At 34.7% G+C, this 17,618-nt stretch carries 17 protein-coding genes; 12 read left to right on the plus strand and 5 right to left on the minus strand.

The window, feature by feature from the left end; translation table 11 throughout:
* Positions 1–42: 42 nt before the first annotated feature.
* Entirely contained in the window at positions 43–861 is an 819-nt protein-coding gene (locus ACL9RH_RS01385; protein ID WP_422691536.1) for a DUF2314 domain-containing protein, read from the minus strand.
* 38 nt (positions 862–899) lie between these two features.
* Positions 900–1,529, minus strand: coding sequence for a hypothetical protein (locus ACL9RH_RS01390; protein WP_422691537.1), 630 nt, complete (start codon positions 1,527–1,529; stop codon positions 900–902).
* A 535-nt stretch (positions 1,530–2,064) separates the two neighbouring features.
* Here ACL9RH_RS01390 and ACL9RH_RS01395 point away from each other — a divergent pair.
* From ACL9RH_RS01395 to ACL9RH_RS01405, 3 genes are all read left to right on the plus strand, one after another.
* Positions 2,065–2,679 carry a hypothetical protein gene (locus ACL9RH_RS01395; protein WP_422691538.1) on the plus strand — a complete coding sequence of 205 codons (615 nt, stop codon included), beginning with the start codon at positions 2,065–2,067 and terminating at the stop codon, positions 2,677–2,679.
* 76 nt (positions 2,680–2,755) lie between these two features.
* Positions 2,756–4,033 (plus strand): hypothetical protein, encoded by a 1,278-nt coding sequence (locus ACL9RH_RS01400; protein ID WP_422691539.1) that lies wholly within the window; start codon positions 2,756–2,758, stop codon positions 4,031–4,033.
* Positions 4,034–4,224: 191 nt separating this feature from the next.
* Positions 4,225–5,661 (plus strand): tetratricopeptide repeat protein, encoded by a 1,437-nt coding sequence (locus ACL9RH_RS01405; RefSeq protein ID WP_422691540.1) that lies wholly within the window; start codon positions 4,225–4,227, stop codon positions 5,659–5,661.
* Between the two features lie 399 nt (positions 5,662–6,060).
* On the opposite strand, the gene ACL9RH_RS01410 is transcribed toward ACL9RH_RS01405, so the two are convergent.
* Positions 6,061–6,489 (minus strand): DUF4268 domain-containing protein, encoded by a 429-nt coding sequence (locus ACL9RH_RS01410; protein WP_422691541.1) that lies wholly within the window; start codon positions 6,487–6,489, stop codon positions 6,061–6,063.
* A gap of 149 nt (positions 6,490–6,638) precedes the next feature.
* Here ACL9RH_RS01410 and ACL9RH_RS01415 point away from each other — a divergent pair, with 149 nt between their 5' ends.
* The 3 genes from ACL9RH_RS01415 (at position 6,639) to ACL9RH_RS01425 (ending at position 8,445) form a co-directional block, all read left to right on the plus strand.
* Positions 6,639–7,046, plus strand: a complete 408-nt coding sequence (locus ACL9RH_RS01415) for an RrF2 family transcriptional regulator (RefSeq protein WP_422691542.1) — start codon at positions 6,639–6,641, stop codon at positions 7,044–7,046.
* 132 nt (positions 7,047–7,178) lie between these two features.
* The gene (locus ACL9RH_RS01420; RefSeq protein ID WP_422691543.1) at positions 7,179–8,066 is read left to right on the plus strand and encodes a sulfite exporter TauE/SafE family protein; all 888 of its coding nucleotides are present in this window, start codon (positions 7,179–7,181) and stop codon (positions 8,064–8,066) included.
* Between the two features lie 88 nt (positions 8,067–8,154).
* Complete coding sequence (locus ACL9RH_RS01425) at positions 8,155–8,445, plus strand: putative quinol monooxygenase (RefSeq protein WP_422691544.1); 291 nt, start codon at positions 8,155–8,157, stop codon at positions 8,443–8,445.
* Between the two features lie 135 nt (positions 8,446–8,580).
* Here ACL9RH_RS01425 and ACL9RH_RS01430 read toward each other — a convergent pair whose 3' ends face one another.
* Entirely contained in the window at positions 8,581–9,867 is a 1,287-nt protein-coding gene (locus ACL9RH_RS01430) for a T9SS type A sorting domain-containing protein (RefSeq protein WP_422691545.1), read from the minus strand.
* A 273-nt stretch (positions 9,868–10,140) separates the two neighbouring features.
* Positions 10,141–10,953: a T9SS type A sorting domain-containing protein gene (locus tag ACL9RH_RS01435; protein WP_422691546.1), complete on the minus strand. Its 813-nt coding sequence runs from the start codon at positions 10,951–10,953 to the stop codon at positions 10,141–10,143.
* A gap of 93 nt (positions 10,954–11,046) precedes the next feature.
* Between ACL9RH_RS01435 and ACL9RH_RS01440 the strand changes: the two genes are divergently transcribed.
* Genes ACL9RH_RS01440 through ACL9RH_RS01465 form a run of 6 tightly spaced genes read left to right on the plus strand, consistent with a single transcriptional unit; the run spans position 11,047 to position 17,617 of the window.
* Entirely contained in the window at positions 11,047–13,161 is a 2,115-nt protein-coding gene (locus tag ACL9RH_RS01440; RefSeq protein WP_422691547.1) for a TonB-dependent receptor plug domain-containing protein, read from the plus strand.
* A gap of 10 nt (positions 13,162–13,171) precedes the next feature.
* Complete coding sequence (locus tag ACL9RH_RS01445; protein WP_422691548.1) at positions 13,172–14,257, plus strand: HmuY family protein; 1,086 nt, start codon at positions 13,172–13,174, stop codon at positions 14,255–14,257.
* Between the two features lie 31 nt (positions 14,258–14,288).
* A complete protein-coding gene (locus tag ACL9RH_RS01450) occupies positions 14,289–15,167 on the plus strand; it encodes a heme/hemin ABC transporter substrate-binding protein (protein ID WP_422691549.1) in 879 nt (292 codons plus the stop codon).
* Positions 15,151–16,191 carry a FecCD family ABC transporter permease gene (locus ACL9RH_RS01455; RefSeq protein WP_422691550.1) on the plus strand — a complete coding sequence of 347 codons (1,041 nt, stop codon included), beginning with the start codon at positions 15,151–15,153 and terminating at the stop codon, positions 16,189–16,191. Before ACL9RH_RS01450 ends, ACL9RH_RS01455 begins: the two co-directional genes overlap by 17 nt.
* Positions 16,191–16,964, plus strand: coding sequence for a heme ABC transporter ATP-binding protein (locus tag ACL9RH_RS01460; protein ID WP_422691551.1), 774 nt, complete (start codon positions 16,191–16,193; stop codon positions 16,962–16,964). The genes ACL9RH_RS01455 and ACL9RH_RS01460 overlap by 1 nt, the downstream gene beginning before the upstream one ends.
* A gap of 2 nt (positions 16,965–16,966) precedes the next feature.
* Entirely contained in the window at positions 16,967–17,617 is a 651-nt protein-coding gene (locus tag ACL9RH_RS01465; RefSeq protein WP_422691552.1) for a class I SAM-dependent methyltransferase, read from the plus strand.
* The last annotated feature ends 1 nt before the right edge of the window (position 17,618 follow it).

Genomic DNA, 17,618 nt, shown 5'->3' on the forward strand with positions numbered 1-17,618 from the left:
GAGAAACCTCACGTTTCTCTTTTTTTATTGATTAATTATCTTTTAATCTTCTAAAACCGGGATGATATGTTCCCATTTGAATGCTTTCGCATAATCTAAAGCTGTTTTACCTTTTACAGATCGGATGTTTTTATCTGCTCCGGCATTCAAGGCAGCCTGTACAGTGGTAAGGTTTCCCGCGATGGTTTCTCGGTGTAGAAGCGTTAATCCATTTTCGTCGATATTGATGATTTCTTCAGGATATTGCTGTAAGAATTTGACAAATTCATCTTTCATATTTCTGCTCATAGGATGTTCGATGAGGTTTTCCGGACTTTCTTTCTGTTTATGAACCACATGAATATCATTGTAATCTCCAAAATCAAGCTGCCATGCATTATCATGGTTTTTTCTTTCTGCTGCAGACATATCTGCGCGCATCTTCTGAATCGTAAATCCTCCATAAGCTTTTGGAAGTGCAGAGGATGAAGAAGAAAACAGCTTGGCTAGTCCTTTAGGTTTGGGTGTACTTGGAGTGATGGCGAAAAGCCAATCTGTAAGATGTTTCAAAGGAATCTCTACGTAATCACCTACCTTTATATTTTTAAGGCTATTAGGCTCGTTGATGAGATATCCTTTTATATAATCACCATCAAAAGAAACTTCGTTGATCCACATATGTTCAGCGAGATTTTCACCGGTTTCTTCATTATGTTCTTCAAAAAGTGTTTTCACACAGGCAACATTCAGCCCTGGGATAATTCTTCTGTATTCCCATGACTGTTCACGCCAGAAATATTTAAAGGTTTCCTGTGCTTTTTGATAGGCTTTTATCATTTCCGGATCGTTCCCGTCCGCAAAGAAAATAGGATTTTCTTCCATAGTAATAGATTGTGATTGAGTGATTAAAAGGAGTTTATTTATTGCTGATAAGCTTCCTTGGGCAGCAGTGCTGCAGTTTTATAATAGCTGATATCTGTAACGAATTTATCCTGTAGTTCCTGGAAGGTTTCATCATCATAATGGTCCCAGTTTTGTTCATTTTCAGGATCCGAAGTTTTATCAATGGCAAGTTCCAGTTTTCCGTCTTCCTGATAGCTGCATTCTATGGCTGCGTATTTTTCTCCGTTTTCATCTGTGGTATACCAGCATTTTACGGTTTTCTCAAATTGTGGCTCTTCTGTTTCGTTATCGATGACCTGAGAACAGATGAAATTTTCAGGATCATCTAGGGTAAAAACGGTTTTGGAAATCAAAGGATGGTCATCTACAGACAAAGAGTAGAGTTTATTGGTAGAAATAATGTATCCTTCACCTGTTTCTCTTTTTTCAATGTCAAAAAAGTCGGATTTTTCTTTTAGATAATCCAGTATTTGTTCCTCATCATCATTATCATTTAGAAAATAATTGATGTTGTATATATTGTCTTCACTGATGAATTCAATTTCTTTTAATACCTCTGTATTTTCGTCATAATAATACAGATGATACTCGTTTAGCTTCACAGCATTGCTTTTGGAGATAACTTCTCCAAAAATGTTTTTGTACACTTTTCTCATTTTTAATCACGTTAGTTAGTTTCATTTATTAGTTTAAGTGGTATAGCAAAGATAAGTTTCTTTTTTATCTTAATCCTAACAGTAATTAGGTATTCTTAAAATTAAAAGCACAATAAGAAGAAAATACTGCATATTTTCGAAAATGAATTAAATTTTTGAATAATGGTTACGTTGATTATGATAAAATAAGTTATGATTAATGTAAATGAGAAAATTATAAATATATTATTTGTGAACATGGATAAATACAGAAATCAATACTTCAAAATGCCAAAAATAAGGTGCTAATTCTTCAATTATTATGACTCGTTATTACAAAATTAAACAGGTTGGATGGAGAGAACTAATTAGCATTAGAACATTGACATGGATTTATGCTTAATGTATGAAGGCAGTACATTATTTATATATCGTGTAATTTAATCTGCATGTAATCAGTGTTTTACGTGAAAGTAGTATCTCTTTAGTACCTGCTTTTTTTTACAATTTAATACCTTTTTTTTACGTTTGTGCTTTAAAATAACAAATGATTAGTAGCGTAAAAAAAAATAAATCTTATCAAAGGTTTTCGGTTAGGAGACTTTATGTTATTTTATTTTGCTTTTACTTTTCTTTTTTTTCTTCGCAAATTTATTTTAACAATGATGCTTCAATTTATATTTGTGAGGATGCCCATGTTTATCAATCTGAACATAAACAGATTTCAGAAGGGATTTACCAGGCAGAAATCTATATTGCCTCCAATACAACTATTACGAGTATAGCGGAACTAGAAAATGATAGAATTATCCGTCTTACTGAACCTTCTCATAAAAAAATTGAACAATCGGTTGCTAAAAAAACAGAAAAGAAGGAAACGGGTACTTCAAAAAGAAGTGATGAAGGTAATAAGTATAATAATATATTAATAGAAGATCCTTCCGTTCCTGATGTTTTTCTTGTAATATATCAAGGGGCTAATGGTGCTGTTATTTCTTTTCAGAATTTTCAGTCTAAACATTCTATCTCAAACATTCCTTTATATGAGGTGGCACAGCAATATATTGAAGCAAAAACAAAATTCAATTACTTTTATCCAGGCGACAGCCAAATATTACTTTTAGATTCTATTTTAGGAAGGGCTCCTCCTGTTTTTATTTAAATTTTCAGAAACACAATCTTACAAGCCTCATTTCAGAATGCAGGTTTCAATTACTTTACTTTTAAATATGACGAAAATGAAAAATAATATAATTACAGGAGTCCTTTTATTAGGATCATTCACAATATCACACGCTCAGCAAGGTAGTGTAGGTATTAATACTTCAACACCAAAATCCACATTGGATGTGAACGGTAAAAAAGATGCAGGTGGAGTTCTTTTAACTACCGATATTACAGGATTGCAGGCCCCGCGTCTTACCAGATTAGAACTTACTAACAAAGGGAATACTTTATATGGTGTAGACCAAAAAGGTGCATTGGTTTATATTACAGACGTTTCTACAGGTACTGCTGCCTCCCAGAGAGCAAACATCACCTCTATTGGATATTATTATTTTGACGGTGCTTTATGGCAAAAATTGATCGATGCGCCTGTTAATATTTACAATTCAGATGGTTCTCTAACCGGAGCAGGAACAACCCGAACACTCAATCTTAATAGCAAGAATATGAATTTTGTTGGAAGTGACCAGAGAACAACCTGGAATTCCAGTGGAGCGTTGAGTCAGACAAATTTGGCAACTTCTGGCTCTGCAAGTCTATTATTAAATGGGGGAAATAGCGCTCAATTAAGTGTTCAGCAATTTTCTGGAGCCGACGCTCAGATATTTACTGTAGGAGGCTCAACCAGTCTTGTTATTGGTACGCATGCTACTGCCACTGCCACCCCTATAAGATTTGTTACAAGCGCAGGAAGTAATGCATTAGGCACAGAAAAAGCAAGAATAACAGGTGATGGAAAATTTGGGATTGGAACAAATTCGCCTTCCACCACTTTGGATATTGAAGGAACTATGAGATTGTCTCAAAGTGTAACCGCTAATATTCCTGCTAATACAGGAACAACTGTGACCCCATTAATGATTGACCGTGCTACCGGCAAAGTGATCATTGCGCCCAAGGGAGTACCTTCTGTATCAGGAGGATTCAGACCAGGGGGAACTAATACTTTGGTGACCACTCTGCCTCTAAACAATACGATAGTTAGAGTATCCTTCGTGTGCCATATTGATGGGAGTAATGAGTTGAATAATAGTGATGCAACTGATTATCACTATGGTGATATTGATATCGTAGGACTAGGATCGGCAAACCCAATAAAATTTGTCAGAAACGAGATCAGAGGAGCAGACGGAGCTGTGAAAACTGTAACAATGACTGATACAAACATTACCATACCCGGAGGTATACAAGGAAATGTTGCTTTAAATTTAAACCCAACCAATGGAGAACTAAGAATTTCTTCACAGCTATCTATGTCTTATGTATTTGAGTTCTTAGGAGGGCTATAGTAAGTATTTGTAAACATAAAAATATTATTAAGATAAAAAAACTTTATGATTGCTAAATCTGTATTTTCTACAGATAGTACATCCACATGTTAAATGTTTTTTTAAAGAGTAAATATCTTGTACTTCAAAACAATCTGATTGTTTTGAAGTACAAGATTAATTTGGGCTATTTTGTTTTTATTTAAATAAATATGCAGAAAATCTTTATCTTTTTATTTCTTCCAAGTTTTCTGTTTGCCCAATATTCTTCAAAAGAAATTGATTCTCTGATGACCAAAGAGTATTATCGGTTGAGAGAACAGCGGAAATTTGAAGAAATCATTATAGTAAGCAGGCAGGTTATTCAAGATTCAAAAGAAATAAATTATCTGAAAGGTGAAATTTATGGCTATACAAGATTGGGAAATATGCAATACAATGTTAGGGACTATCAGGAAGCATTAAGATCTCTCAATTACGCTGATAAATTAGTCGAGAATTCCAATTTTCAGGATAATATGATCAGAACAAGTATCCATTTAGGAACAGGTTTATGTTATTCAGAATTCGGATCGTCCTATCATAATGCTTGCCTTCAATATGATAAAGCTTTAATTTTTGCTGGAAAAATAGAAAATAATGATGAGAGAATTTTTTACAGACATCTCATTTATAGTAATTTATATGGTTTGTATTCGCATCTGAATAATAAGGGAAAACAAATTTTTTATTTGCGGAAAGCTTTATCTGTGAAGCCTACTTCTTATATACTGACAGAGCTTGCCAGATATCATAATGTATATTCTAAAAATCTCGATTCTGCAAGATTTTATTTGGAAAAATCTGAAAAGAAAGCGGATACGGATTTTGCAAAAGCTGCTCTCTATAATCAATGGGCAAAATATTATGAAGAGAAAAAAGAATTTAGGAAAGCTATTGATTTTTATGTGAAAAATGAAATTTTAGCACGTAAAACAAAAGAAGCCCCTTTGCAGGAAGAGGCCTTAGTAGGACTTTTTCATTGTTATAAGGAAATGGGAAATTTAGAAAAAGCAGTTCTCTATTCTGAAAAGAGGAACATATTTAAAGATAGTATAAGACTGTTACAATCTAAAAATTCCGAAATGGCTATCAAAGATATTATAGCTAAGAATGAAAAAATAACCCGACAAAAATTTTCTTCTACTCAAAAAGTACTTATAGCTTTCTTTGTTCTGGTATTAATCACTATTGTCTTTTTTGCGTTAAAAACATATAGAAAAGAAAGAAAAAAAGCTTTAGAAATGATAGAAGAAAGGGAAGGTATCATATCTATAAAAGAGGAAGAAAATCAGAAACTTCAGCAAAAAGTTAATGATTCTTTTGATGAAATTATTGCGCTTGCAAGGAGCAACAGCCCTCAACTGTTAATCCGTTTCAAAGAAGTCTATCCGGATTATTATGGAAAATTAGAGCATTTGGAACCTAAGTTATTGACTACAGAAATCAAGCTGTGTGTGATGATTTTTCTAGGTTTTACAACCAAAGATATTGCGGAATATAATTTTGTTACCATAAGCGCCGTTCAGCATAGAAAGTACAGACTCCGAAAGAAACTCAGTATTCCGTCGGATGTAGAAATTCACAAATGGATAGTTCTGAAATATTAGAATTTACATCCAAATCATTCTTCGGTTTTGCAAAATGAAAGATTACTGCGGTTTGTTCAATAGGGATGTCGTTTATATAATCACAAAGTGAAACGTTTATCACAGAGAGAAATACATTTTTGCCAAAGAGGGAAAAACCCAATTCAAAAATAGTATTGGGTTTTGCGTTGAAATGTTTTGAAAATAAGTTGTTTAAATATTTGATTTTTATCAATACTACTCCGCTTAGGGCAGAGTAGTATTGTTTTTTGTAAGTTAGCTTTGTTTACCGTTGTAGAACTTATGGAGATTCTGCTTTACGCAGGTATTATTCAATTTTGTGATCTGAAGTATTTTCAATTCAGGATCTAGAGTAAATAGAATTTTGAAATCTTTTAATTGAATGTACATTTCTGAATATTAAATGTCTTTTATAAAATCTTCATATTCATAATAAAACATTTCAAAGCCATTCATTTTATCATAGAAGAATTCAAAAATTTCCTGCCATGTATTTTTATTAAATACAGAAACTCCAGGTTTTTCTATCCATATTCTGCTAATTACTTTGCCATTATCCAGACTGAAATGCTCTTCTTTGTGAAATTCTCCGATGAAATCTTTGAGAATATCTTCCAGTGACCAGATCTTTTCGTAATAAGCATTTCTGAAGATTTCATCTTTCATTTCGATATCTAATGAAACTTCTGCTTTTTTATTATCTACCGAAAATTTGAATGCCATATCTTTGACTTTGGTATCATAGAGAATCCATTTCCTTGGAAAAGATTTCCCAAAAGCTGTCCAAAAGTCTTTTTTTAGCTGTTGTGCTTCTTGTTTACTGAACATAGCACAAACTTAATGATTTAATAGGAAAAAGGCAAAATAGAGGAATCGTTAAGTAACTAAGAAGACTGAAAAAGCTATTTTTAGAACCCTTATTTCCCAACAAATACTCCTTTTTTCAAATATTAAACAATTTTCTTATTTTTGCTGTAATGCTTTCAAAAAAATCTCAATATGCGTTTAAGGCACTTTCATATCTTGTAGAAAAGAGAAATGAAGGGCCTGTTCTTATTTCCGAAATTGCGGAACACAAAAAGATTCCTTTAAAGTTTTTGGAAAACATTCTGCTTGAACTTAAAAAAGCGGAAATCCTTGACAGTAAAAAAGGGAAAGGAGGAGGATATTTTTTTAAAGAAAATCCTGAAAATGTAAAACTTGCTAAGATTATTCGTCTTGTAAACGGTCCTATAGCCATGCTTCCCTGCGTAAGTCTCAATTTTTATGAAAAATGTGAAGATTGTAATGAAGATCACTGTGGACTGCATGATGTTTTAATTGAAGTCCGGGACGCTTCTTTGAATATTTTAGAGAAAAAAACTTTAATGGATCTGGTCGACTGACCCGATCCTTTTTTTTGAATTAATAGTCTATCTTTTTGGTAGGATAATTATTTTATCAGATATTTGCAATGCTTCAGAGGTAAGTCGTTTGATTTTAGCTGAAGAAAAATACACCGAAACGATAGATTATTTATGGTAATTTCAAGAAAGATTCAGGTAAGGCTTAATGTACTTTTTATTACTGCTGCAATTTTAGGGATTGCTGTTTTCTCTATGTATGAATTAGGGTATCTTGATGAGCTTCTGAATATCCTGGCAAAGGATCATTATATTTTCTACTGGATGCTTTTGGTTGGGGTATTTGCAGAAATTGTGGCCGGATCTATGGGAATGGGATACGGAGTAATCTGTACTACTACGCTGATGCTGCTTAATATTCCTCCGCATATTGTGAGTGCAAGTATTCATTCTGCAGAAAGTTTTACTACAGCAGCCGGAAGTATAAGTCATATTAAACTTAAAAATGTAAGTAAGAGTTTAGTAAAGAAACTGGCAATTCCCGGAGTAATTGGAGCTATAATCGGAGCTGTTTCCCTTACGTATTTTGGAGAATATTATGCCAAAATCACAAAAACTTTAATTGCATTTTACACCCTGTATCTTGGAATACAGATACTTTCCAATGCTTTTAAGGGAAAACAGAGTAAAGCATTGAAAAGGAAAACCAACCTTACGCGACTTGGTGTCATTGGAGGTTTTATAGATTCATTTGCTGGAGGAGGCTGGGGACCGTTGGTAACCGGAACTTTAATTAAAAATGCATTTACGCCAAGATTTGCTGTCGGAAGTTCTACTATCGCTAAGTTTATCCTGACTATTACTGCTGCGGTTACCTTCTTCTTTACCCTGGGAATTCAACATTGGAATATTATTTTAGGACTTTTGATTGGAGGAATCATTACCGCTCCCTTTTCTGCAATGCTTACTGCTAAACTTCCGGTGAAGAAGATGTTTGTGATTATTGGGACATTGGTTATTGTGATGAGTTCTATAACTATTTATAAATCAGTTTTTAACTGAAAAATACATCAAGTATTAAAAAATAAAGGCATGAAAAAGATATTTGGTTTTGAAAATATTTTACTTTTACACTACTAAATATTAGAACATGAATTTACATATCATTGCACTTTTTAAGTTTAATGAAAATTATCTGATGGAAGCAGTAGAGCTTTTTCAGAAACTGGTGAAAGAAACAAGAAAAGAAGAAGGTTGCCTACAGTATGATCTTATTGAAGATAAAGATAACAAAGGCACTTTTTTCCTTATCGAGTTGTGGGAAAGTGTGGATCATCATAACCTCCATAACGGTCAGGATCACCTTTTGGACTTCCGAAAAGATTCTTCCAAAATGATGGAAAGTTCCATTGAAGTTTATAAAGGATTTAAAATATACTAGGATAATCTTAAATGATAGGATAAGGATTCGAAACGGTTATTGTGAATCTTTATTATTCTGAATATATAAAAGGCGGTTTCAATAATCTGAAACCGCCTTTTTATTAGAAAAAATAGAAAGTATTAAAAAAAATATTTATTTCACGATGAGCTTTTTCGTTTCCGAGTTGCCTCCGTAAGTGATTTTTACAAGGTAATTCCCTGAGGTAAGGTGAGACAGGTTTAAATCCTGCTTGTAGAACCCTGCCTGATTCGATAATTCTGCAGTGTATACTTGTTTTCCGGTAAGATCATACACTTCTACACTCCCTTTGTTGCTTGCTTTTTCTTTAGCATCAAATAGAATAGTTACTTTTTTATCTGCTGTGGTAGGGTTAGGGTAAATTCCGAAAGATGCTTTTTTACCAACCTCGGTAATGCCTAGGGTTTCAGTGATTTTTTTATACTTGAAATACATATCTCCTGTAGTCGCACCTCCGTTGGTTGTGAAATATAATCTGTAATAATCATTGCCTTTTTTAATATAGTAAACAACATCACTATACACATTTCCGATACCTTTCCATGAGTGTCCTACCGTAGTGATAGCAGATGAAAAGTTTGCGTCGGCAGGAACAGAATAAGTTGCCGTTTCTTTTGTTTCAGGCTGTACTTTTGCCACTTTGATATTAGGACTTTGGATGGCTCCCGAAAGTGGATACATCTGTATTCCCATATAGAACGTGAAGTATTTTGTAAACATCAGATCCCATGTTGTTTTGGATGGTTCCATATTAGGAACTTTTGCTCCAGTGTCGAAAGAAAAATAGTTGAAATAAGCATCGTCTGTTCCATTCGCAATAGTGCGGGTTTCAGTAGCGCTCCATGAACTTCCGTTCCATTTTGAATACTTGAAAGTATACCCTCCAAAGGCATCCTGAATAGCAAATTTAATATACGTTCCTGAAGGATATTTTAAAACAAAAATAGCTTTTCCATCAATATGGTGACTGGTAGTATTGTACACTCCCCATCCTGTAGAAGGTAGGAAAGGGTCTGTGATTGGTCCCTGTTCGAAGGCTCCCTGGCTCCAGTCAGTGGTCTGATCTGGGTTATAAAGAGGAGCTCCCCACGAAGATTCATTACTTATACTGATATTATCCCAGTCTGAAATATTGGATGAAGCTGTATACACTTTAATCTCCTTTGCATCGTTGATTCTTGATCCAAAAGCATAGTTTGAATTTCTATAAAAAGCCACATCCCAGCTATTGGCCGGCTGAGATACCATGTTACCATCTGCCAGATTAACAAATACACGGTTTTGGTATCCGCTTCCCATAGTCATATTTACTTGTGTATACCCTAATGCATCAGTTTGCGCTATAACAGTCTGTTGAGCTGTAAGAGCAAACATCGAAGCCAAAAATAGTTTTGTTTTCATATTTTATTTTTTAAATCCTTATTTAGAATTATTCTACAAAAGTATATAATTATTTTTAATGATTCTAAATAAAAACATGATTTTTATCTGGTTTCTTAGAGAAGATTGAGTTTCTACATGGATGTATGCCTGAAAACAAAGAGCTTTTTTAAGCTATGAAGATTTATATATACTTTAAATCCAAGCCTTAATAGTTTTATATTTACCCTATAAAAAGATCCGGCTGGAATTTTCCAGCCGGATCTATAAAGGCATATAATAGTCTAATAAATTTTACTTTTTAATAAACTTAGATTGTATAACAGATCCTTCAGCTGTTTCAATAAGAACATAATATACTCCTGTTTGAAGCGTACTGATATCAAATCTTTGTCCGTTAACTTTTCCTTCAGTAGCTTTTTGTCCTGTAGTAGAGTAGATCTGAATGCTTTTTGGAGCCTTCGCTGAAACAAACTCTAATGCAGAATTTTCTGAATTAACAGCAAACTGAACGTTATCTTTCTTTTTAGCGTTATCTGTTACCCCTAATGTAGAAGCAGAAGTTAATACCACATCATCCAGACGCAATGCTACGTGAACAGTAGATGCTGTAAACTTGAATGCAATATACTGATAGGTAGATTGTTGTACGTTAAATGTTGTCGTTGCATCTGTACTTGAAGTAAGATTAACAACCGTTCCAATAGGAGTGAAGGTAGACATATCGGTAGGGCTCGCTACAAGACCTACTTCAAGAGTCCCAGTTCCTCCTGGAGTTCCTCCGATAAGTGCTGAACTGAATGATAAAGTCTGAGTTCCGGTTGGAGCAACAATTTGTGGAGTGATCAGATAAAAAGCTTTACTTCCTGCAAAGAACGAGTAAGCTTGAACGAAATTATTTCCAGCTGCCGGCTCAACAGTAAGCATCGGTACCCAGCTCGGGTTGCTTGGATTGGATGAGGCCGGAATTACTGTACTCCATCCATTTTGAGGCAATGAACCTGTTCCTGTAGTAAATGAATTAAAATTTTCGTTTATAGACGATACTTGTGCATTTGCTGTGAAAGCCGTAAACATTAATGTTCCTAAAAGTAGTTTTAATCTCATGACGTTATTTTTATTTAGAATTATTCCACAAAAATAAGTATTAATTTTTAACTATTCTAAATAAAGCATTATATTTGCCAAAATTTTTACTCTATGAAGAAGAAGGTGCTTTCCGTTCTATCATTATCCATTGCCTTTTGGATGAATGCACAAGAAAAAGATTCTCTTAATCAGAAGAAAATAGAAGAAGTTGTCGTAACCGGACAATATACTCAACAATCTATAAATAAATCGATCTATAAAGTTGAAGTTATTGATGCAGAACAAATTAAAAGGATGGCTGCTACCAATGTAGCCGACGTTCTGAATCAAAGTTTAAATGTTCTTATCACTTCAGACCGTAATTCGGGAAATTCAACAGCAAGTCTTTTGGGGCTTGGTGGAGAGTATACTAAAATTCTTATCGATAATATTCCAGTAGTTGGAGATATTGGTTTAGGAAATAATATAGACCTTACCAAACTTAATATCAATAATGTTGACCGTATTGAAATCGTAAGAGGATCTATGGGAGTAGATTATGGTAGCAACGCGGTAGCAGGGGTTATTAATATTATAACAAAGAAAAACAGTAATAAAAAACTGACTCTGAATGCTTCTGTACAGGAAGAAACCGTAGGAAAAGAGTATAATTTATATAAAAAAGGAGAAGGAAGGCACATACAAACATTAAACATAGGGTATAATATTGATGAGCACTGGTATGTAGGAGCTAATATTAACCATAACGACTTTCAGGGATTCAAAGGAACTCAGGAAGGATATAAATATTTTGGACAGGACAAAAAAAGAGGATATCTATGGCAGCCTAAAGATGTTTTGAATGTGGATGGTATTGTAAGATACTCCAAAAATAAAACGTCTATTTTCTATAAGTTTGGTTTTGTAGATGAAAAACTTAATTTATACAGCCCTATTGTTGGGGAATTGTATTTAGGAGAGGGAAATAGAACGTATGTTTCCACAGACCGTGATTATCTTACCAGAAGATATTTGAACCAGCTTAATATACAGACAAAACTGGGATCTATCAACTATACCGGAGATTTTTCCTACCAGACCCAGGATAGAAAATACAGAGATTTCACGTATGATATTCCCAACCGTCAGGTAAGAGGTGATAAAAACGAGTACCAGTCGTATAATAAAGCAGATGTTATCTATTCAAGAGGCGTTTTCAGTAATTTCCTGAATAATGATAAAATTGATTTCCAGTTAGGATATGAGTTAGATCATACATCGGGCTATGCAGGATCTATTGCAGGAAGCTTTGCCGGAAACAATGTTAAAAGAAAAATATTTAACTATGCCAATTTCATTTCTGCAGAATGGAATGCTACGAAATGGTTATCCGTTCGTCCGGGATACCGTCTTGCAGTAAGTGATAAATTTGATACACAGCATAACTATTCCTTAACGGTAAGAGGAAAAGCGAATGAATCCACTAATATCCGTTTGGTGGTAGGAAGTGCCAATAGATTTCCCAATTTTGACGAATTGTATACTTATTTTGTAGACAGCAATCATGATATCCGTGGAAATGAAAACTTAAAACCGGAAGAAGGATTTACCGCTTCATTAAACGCAGACAGAAAAATCAATACCTCTTCAGGATGGAATCTAAAAGTAGGAACAAGCTTTACTTATATGAAGGTGAAAAACAGAATTGAAGAATCAATTATTAATTTACAGCCTTTAAAATATCAATATATCAACACAGATAAGTTCAAATCCTATATATTGGAAGCCAATTTCAATGCTCAGAAAGACCAGTTTACTTTAGCTGCCAATGCTTCTTATTATGGAATTTCAAAAGAATTATCTTCAGGAACAATAACTTCACCTACTGATTTCTTCTACACCTTTGAAGGAAAAATTGCAGGGAGCTATACTTTGCCGAAAATCAATACAAACTTCTCATTATTCTACAGATATGTAGGAGCGCAACAGGTTTATGTTCTCGTTCCGGATCTTGCCAATCCTTATTATGAAGTAGGTAAAAGAGGAGACTTTAATATGATGGATTTTGTGGTGTCACAGCCTTTCTTCAACAGACATCTTGAAGTGAGCGCGGGGGTTAAAAATATCTTTGATGTATCATCGGTGAATGATACCACAATACCTGGTACGGCTCACGGTGCCGGAGATCCAAATTCTAATTTGTTCTATGGCAGAAGTTATTTTGCCAGAGTAAGTTATAACTTCTAAAATTAAAAAAATGAAAAAAATACTGATTTATCTTTTAATAGGTGTATCATTTATAGCTCAGTCTTGCATCAATGATAATGAAGATCCCATAGCAATACCTAAAACAGATGGTAATGTAGTTGATCCTGCTGTAGGAGGACCTAGTCAGCCTAATCAGGTGTGGTTCGATCTGGGAACCAATACTCAGATGGTTACGAAAAGAACAGATTGGGACCTTGGTTTTTATTCAGGAAGTGAATTTAAAGTAATTCTGAATCCATCCATTGCAATGGGCGCGGGGAAAATTACCAATGCAACCAACATAGACTTGGTGAAGGAATCAGACGTTACTGCCTTAATGAATCAGGTACAGGTAGCTAACTTTAATCCGGCTAATACCATTTATATAGATGATGTTACCGGAAACTTTCCATCTGGTTACACCGCAATAGACGGAATTAAAGCAAATGAAGCTGATAATCCTATTTATTTGGTCAATATGGGTAAAGGTATTTTTACAGGATCAGTTCCTTTAGGTACAGTTACTACAGGAGGTGATGCCAGAGGTTGGATGAAAGTACAGGTGGTAAGACAGGGAGATGCTTATAAAGTAAAATATGCAGAACTTAATGCTACCAATCATAAAGAGGTGGTTATCAATAAAAATGCAGCTTACAATTATAGTTTCTATAGCTTGAAAAATAATACAGCAGTTACTGTACAGCCGGAGAAGAAAAATTGGGATATTTGTTTCTCAGTATTTGTTAATTCAATTGCAGGAGCAGGAAGTTATATCTATGCAGACTTTACAATGGTTAATAACCTTGGTGGAGCTGGAGCTTATGAAGTGAAAGCAACAGGAACAACAACAGGAGCAGAAGCATTTACTAACTTTAAGCTTTCCGATGTTGATAAAACGAAGTTTGTTTACAATGATCAGCGAGTAATTGGTGGAAACTGGAGAGAAGTTGGACCGGATGGATATCAGGTGAAAGGAAATGTTTTCTATGTGATTAAGGATCCGGAAGGATATTACTTTAAACTGAGATTTACACGACTTACGAGTGAGAAAGGTGAACGTGGATTCCCACAGTTTGAATATAAACCTCTATTTTAATATCAATTTAAGAAATCAATAATAGTATATCATGAAAAAATTCATCCTTGCAGCTTCTGTTCTTATTGCAGTATACTCATGCAAAAAAACAGAGGGAACAACGAAAGAAAATACAACGGAAGCAACTTCTGAAGCTCCGAAAAGCAACAATAAAATTGTAACATTAAACGGAGGTATTACAGAAATTGTAAGCGCTCTAGGCCACGAAAAAGAAATCGTAGGAACAGATGTTACCAGCACATACCCTGAATCATTAAAATCTACAGCCAAAAACTTAGGACATGTAAGATCAATTACAATAGAACCTATCATGGCAGTAAGCCCAACTTTAGTGTTAGCTTCAGATAAAGATCTGAATCCTGAACTATTGGGAAAAATTAAATCTTCAGGAATTAAAGTAGATGTTTTCAAGCAGGAATATACTGTAGACGGTACCAAAAAGCTTATTGAACAAGTCGCAAAAGCGATCGGAAATACAGACTATCAAAAACTGAATGATAAGATCGATGCTGATCTTAAGCAAATTCAGCCCATTGCTAAAAAACCTAAAGTATTATTCATCTACGCCAGAGGAAATATGCTGATGGTTTCTGGTAAAAATACGCCAATGGCAGCATTGATCAACCTTGCAGGGGGAGAAAATGCAGTAAATGATTTTGAAGATTTCAAACCATTAACCCCTGAAGCTGTAGTAAAAGCTAACCCAGATGTATTATTCTTCTTCGAATCTGGTCTGCAGGGAGCTGGTGGAAACGAAGGCGCTCTTAAAATGCCGGGAGTTTCCCAGACCAATGCAGGTAAGAATAAGAAAATCATCGCAATGGACGGAGGTTTAATATCAGGTTTCGGACCAAGACTAGGAGAAGCAGCAGTAGGATTAAACAAATTATTAGTTGAAAGCACAAAGTAAATTATACTTTTACATGACAATAAGTACCATACTGCTTGCCTTTATAGCAGTATGGTCTATTAATACAGGTGTTTACGATTTCGGTGGTAAATCTGCATTTGAAGTTTTAGGAAAAGTAATACAGGGAGATTCCGGATTATCATTAAGTGATAAATATGTAGTTTGGGATGTACGGGCAGCCAGAATTATCATGGCTATCTTAATAGGAAGTATGTTGGCCGTTTCAGGAACAAGTCTTCAGGGACTTTTCAAGAACCCTTTGGCAACAGGAGATTTAATAGGACTTACATCAGGAGCAACACTATTAGCTGCAATTGCGATTGTTTTAGGAGGACATTTCAAAGAATATCTTCCTGAAGCGGTACAATTTTCACTGGTAGGAATTTCTGCTTTTATAGGATCCTTTCTATCAATGATGCTGGTATACAGAATTTCTACTGCCGGAGGAAAAACCAACGTTGTAATGATGCTGCTTACGGGAGTTGCCATTACCGCCATCGGTTTCTCTATTACAGGTTTTCTGATCTATATTTCAAAAGACGAACAGCTTAGAGATTTAACTTTCTGGAACCTAGGAAGCCTTGCTGCCGCTACATGGACGAAGAATATCATTCTAGCCATTGTTTTAGCGATTGCTTATATCATTCTGCTTCCAAAAGGAAAAGCTCTGAATGCCATGATGTTGGGTGAAAAAGATGCTCAGCATTTAGGAATTAATGTAGAAAGACTGAAGAAGCAGATCATTATCATTGTAGCATTGATGGTGGGAAGCTGTGTGGCATTTTCAGGAACTATTGGTTTTGTAGGTCTTATTGTACCTTATATTTTAAGACTTTTATTCAAATCCAATTATACCTTTATTCTGCCTTTATCAGCCGTATGTGGAAGTATTTTGCTATTAACGGCAGATACATTCAGTAGAAGTATTGTAGAACCTTCAGAATTACCGATCGGAATTCTGACCGCTTTAATGGGTGGCCCTATTTTTATTGCTATTCTGGTTAAATTTAAAAAGTCACTGTAATGATCAAAGCACATCAGATTAATTATAAACATAAAGAATTCCGTATTCTGGATGGAGTAGATGTCTCTTTAGAATATGGTGAATTTTTAGCGATTGTAGGTCCCAACGGTGCAGGAAAGTCAAGCCTTTTGAGTGTTCTGGCCAATGAAGTAAAGACGGGAAAACAGAATGTTTTATTTAAAGATAAGCCCATTCAGGACTGGGATGTAAAAGAACTCTCAAAGCATAAAGCCAAATTTTCTCAGCACAACAGCAACGATATTCCACTTGAAGTAAAAGATGTGGTCATGATGGGAAGATATCCCTATTTCGATGCCCAGCCGGGAAAAGAAGACCTTGAGGCCATGAATAATATGATGTACGAAACAGATATTTTTCATCTTAAAGAAAGAGAATACAACACCCTTTCAGGAGGTGAAAAACAACGTGTACACCTTTCAAGAGTAATGGCACAGCTTGAAAATGATGTTGCTCATAAGCTGGTTTTTCTGGATGAACCTTTGAACAATCTGGATATCAAGCACCAGTACAAAGCGTTGGAAATTATCAGAAAATTTATCCAAAAAGCCAATAGTGCAATTGTCGTTTTACACGATCTGAATCTTGCTGCACAGTTTGCAGACAAAATTTTATTAATGAAATCCGGTAGAGTTTCCGCGTATGGAACCCCGCAGGAAGTCTTTACAGCAGACAATATAAGCGAAGCCTATAACTTTCCCTGCACCATCTGTGGACACCCTATTACTAATAACCCAATGATCATTTTTGGATAACCATGGAAAAAGAAGAATTAAAAATCCTTGCTCAAAACCTTGCCAATCCTCAGGGGGAAAAAGGCATTGAAATCGGTGAAATGATGAATGCCACCAACATCGGGATGACGCTGGAAAGTATCAGAACCTTACTGATAGAAGATGAAGAAAGCATCCTTGAAATAGGACACGGCAATGCAGGACACCTTAAAAATATAATAAGCCTTGCTAAAAACCTGAAATATACAGGAATTGACATTTCAGAAACCATGTACAATGAAGCCAGAAAACTGAATGAAGAATTCAAAAATCAGGCAGATTTTATTCTGTATAATGGTACAGAAATTCCTTTTGAAGACGAGACATTCGACAAAATATTTACAGTCAATACCGTCTATTTCTGGGAAAAACCAGTTGAATTTTTAAATGAAATTTACAGAGTTTTAAAAGATGACGGTACTTTCGTTCTCACTTTCGGACAAAGAGATTTCATGGAAAAACTTCCTTTCACGGAGTACGATTTTACACTCTATAATAACAGTGAAATGGAAGAGCTTATCTCCCAAACTCATTTCAAAAGAATGAAAATTTCTGAAAAAGAGGAAAATATCAAAAGCAAAACAGGAAACGAAACAATACATAGAATTTATACAGTTTTAACCATAAAAAAGTAAA

The sequence above is a fragment of the Chryseobacterium sp. Mn2064 genome (assembly GCF_049319685.1).
In the GTDB taxonomy this organism is placed as follows: domain Bacteria; phylum Bacteroidota; class Bacteroidia; order Flavobacteriales; family Weeksellaceae; genus Chryseobacterium.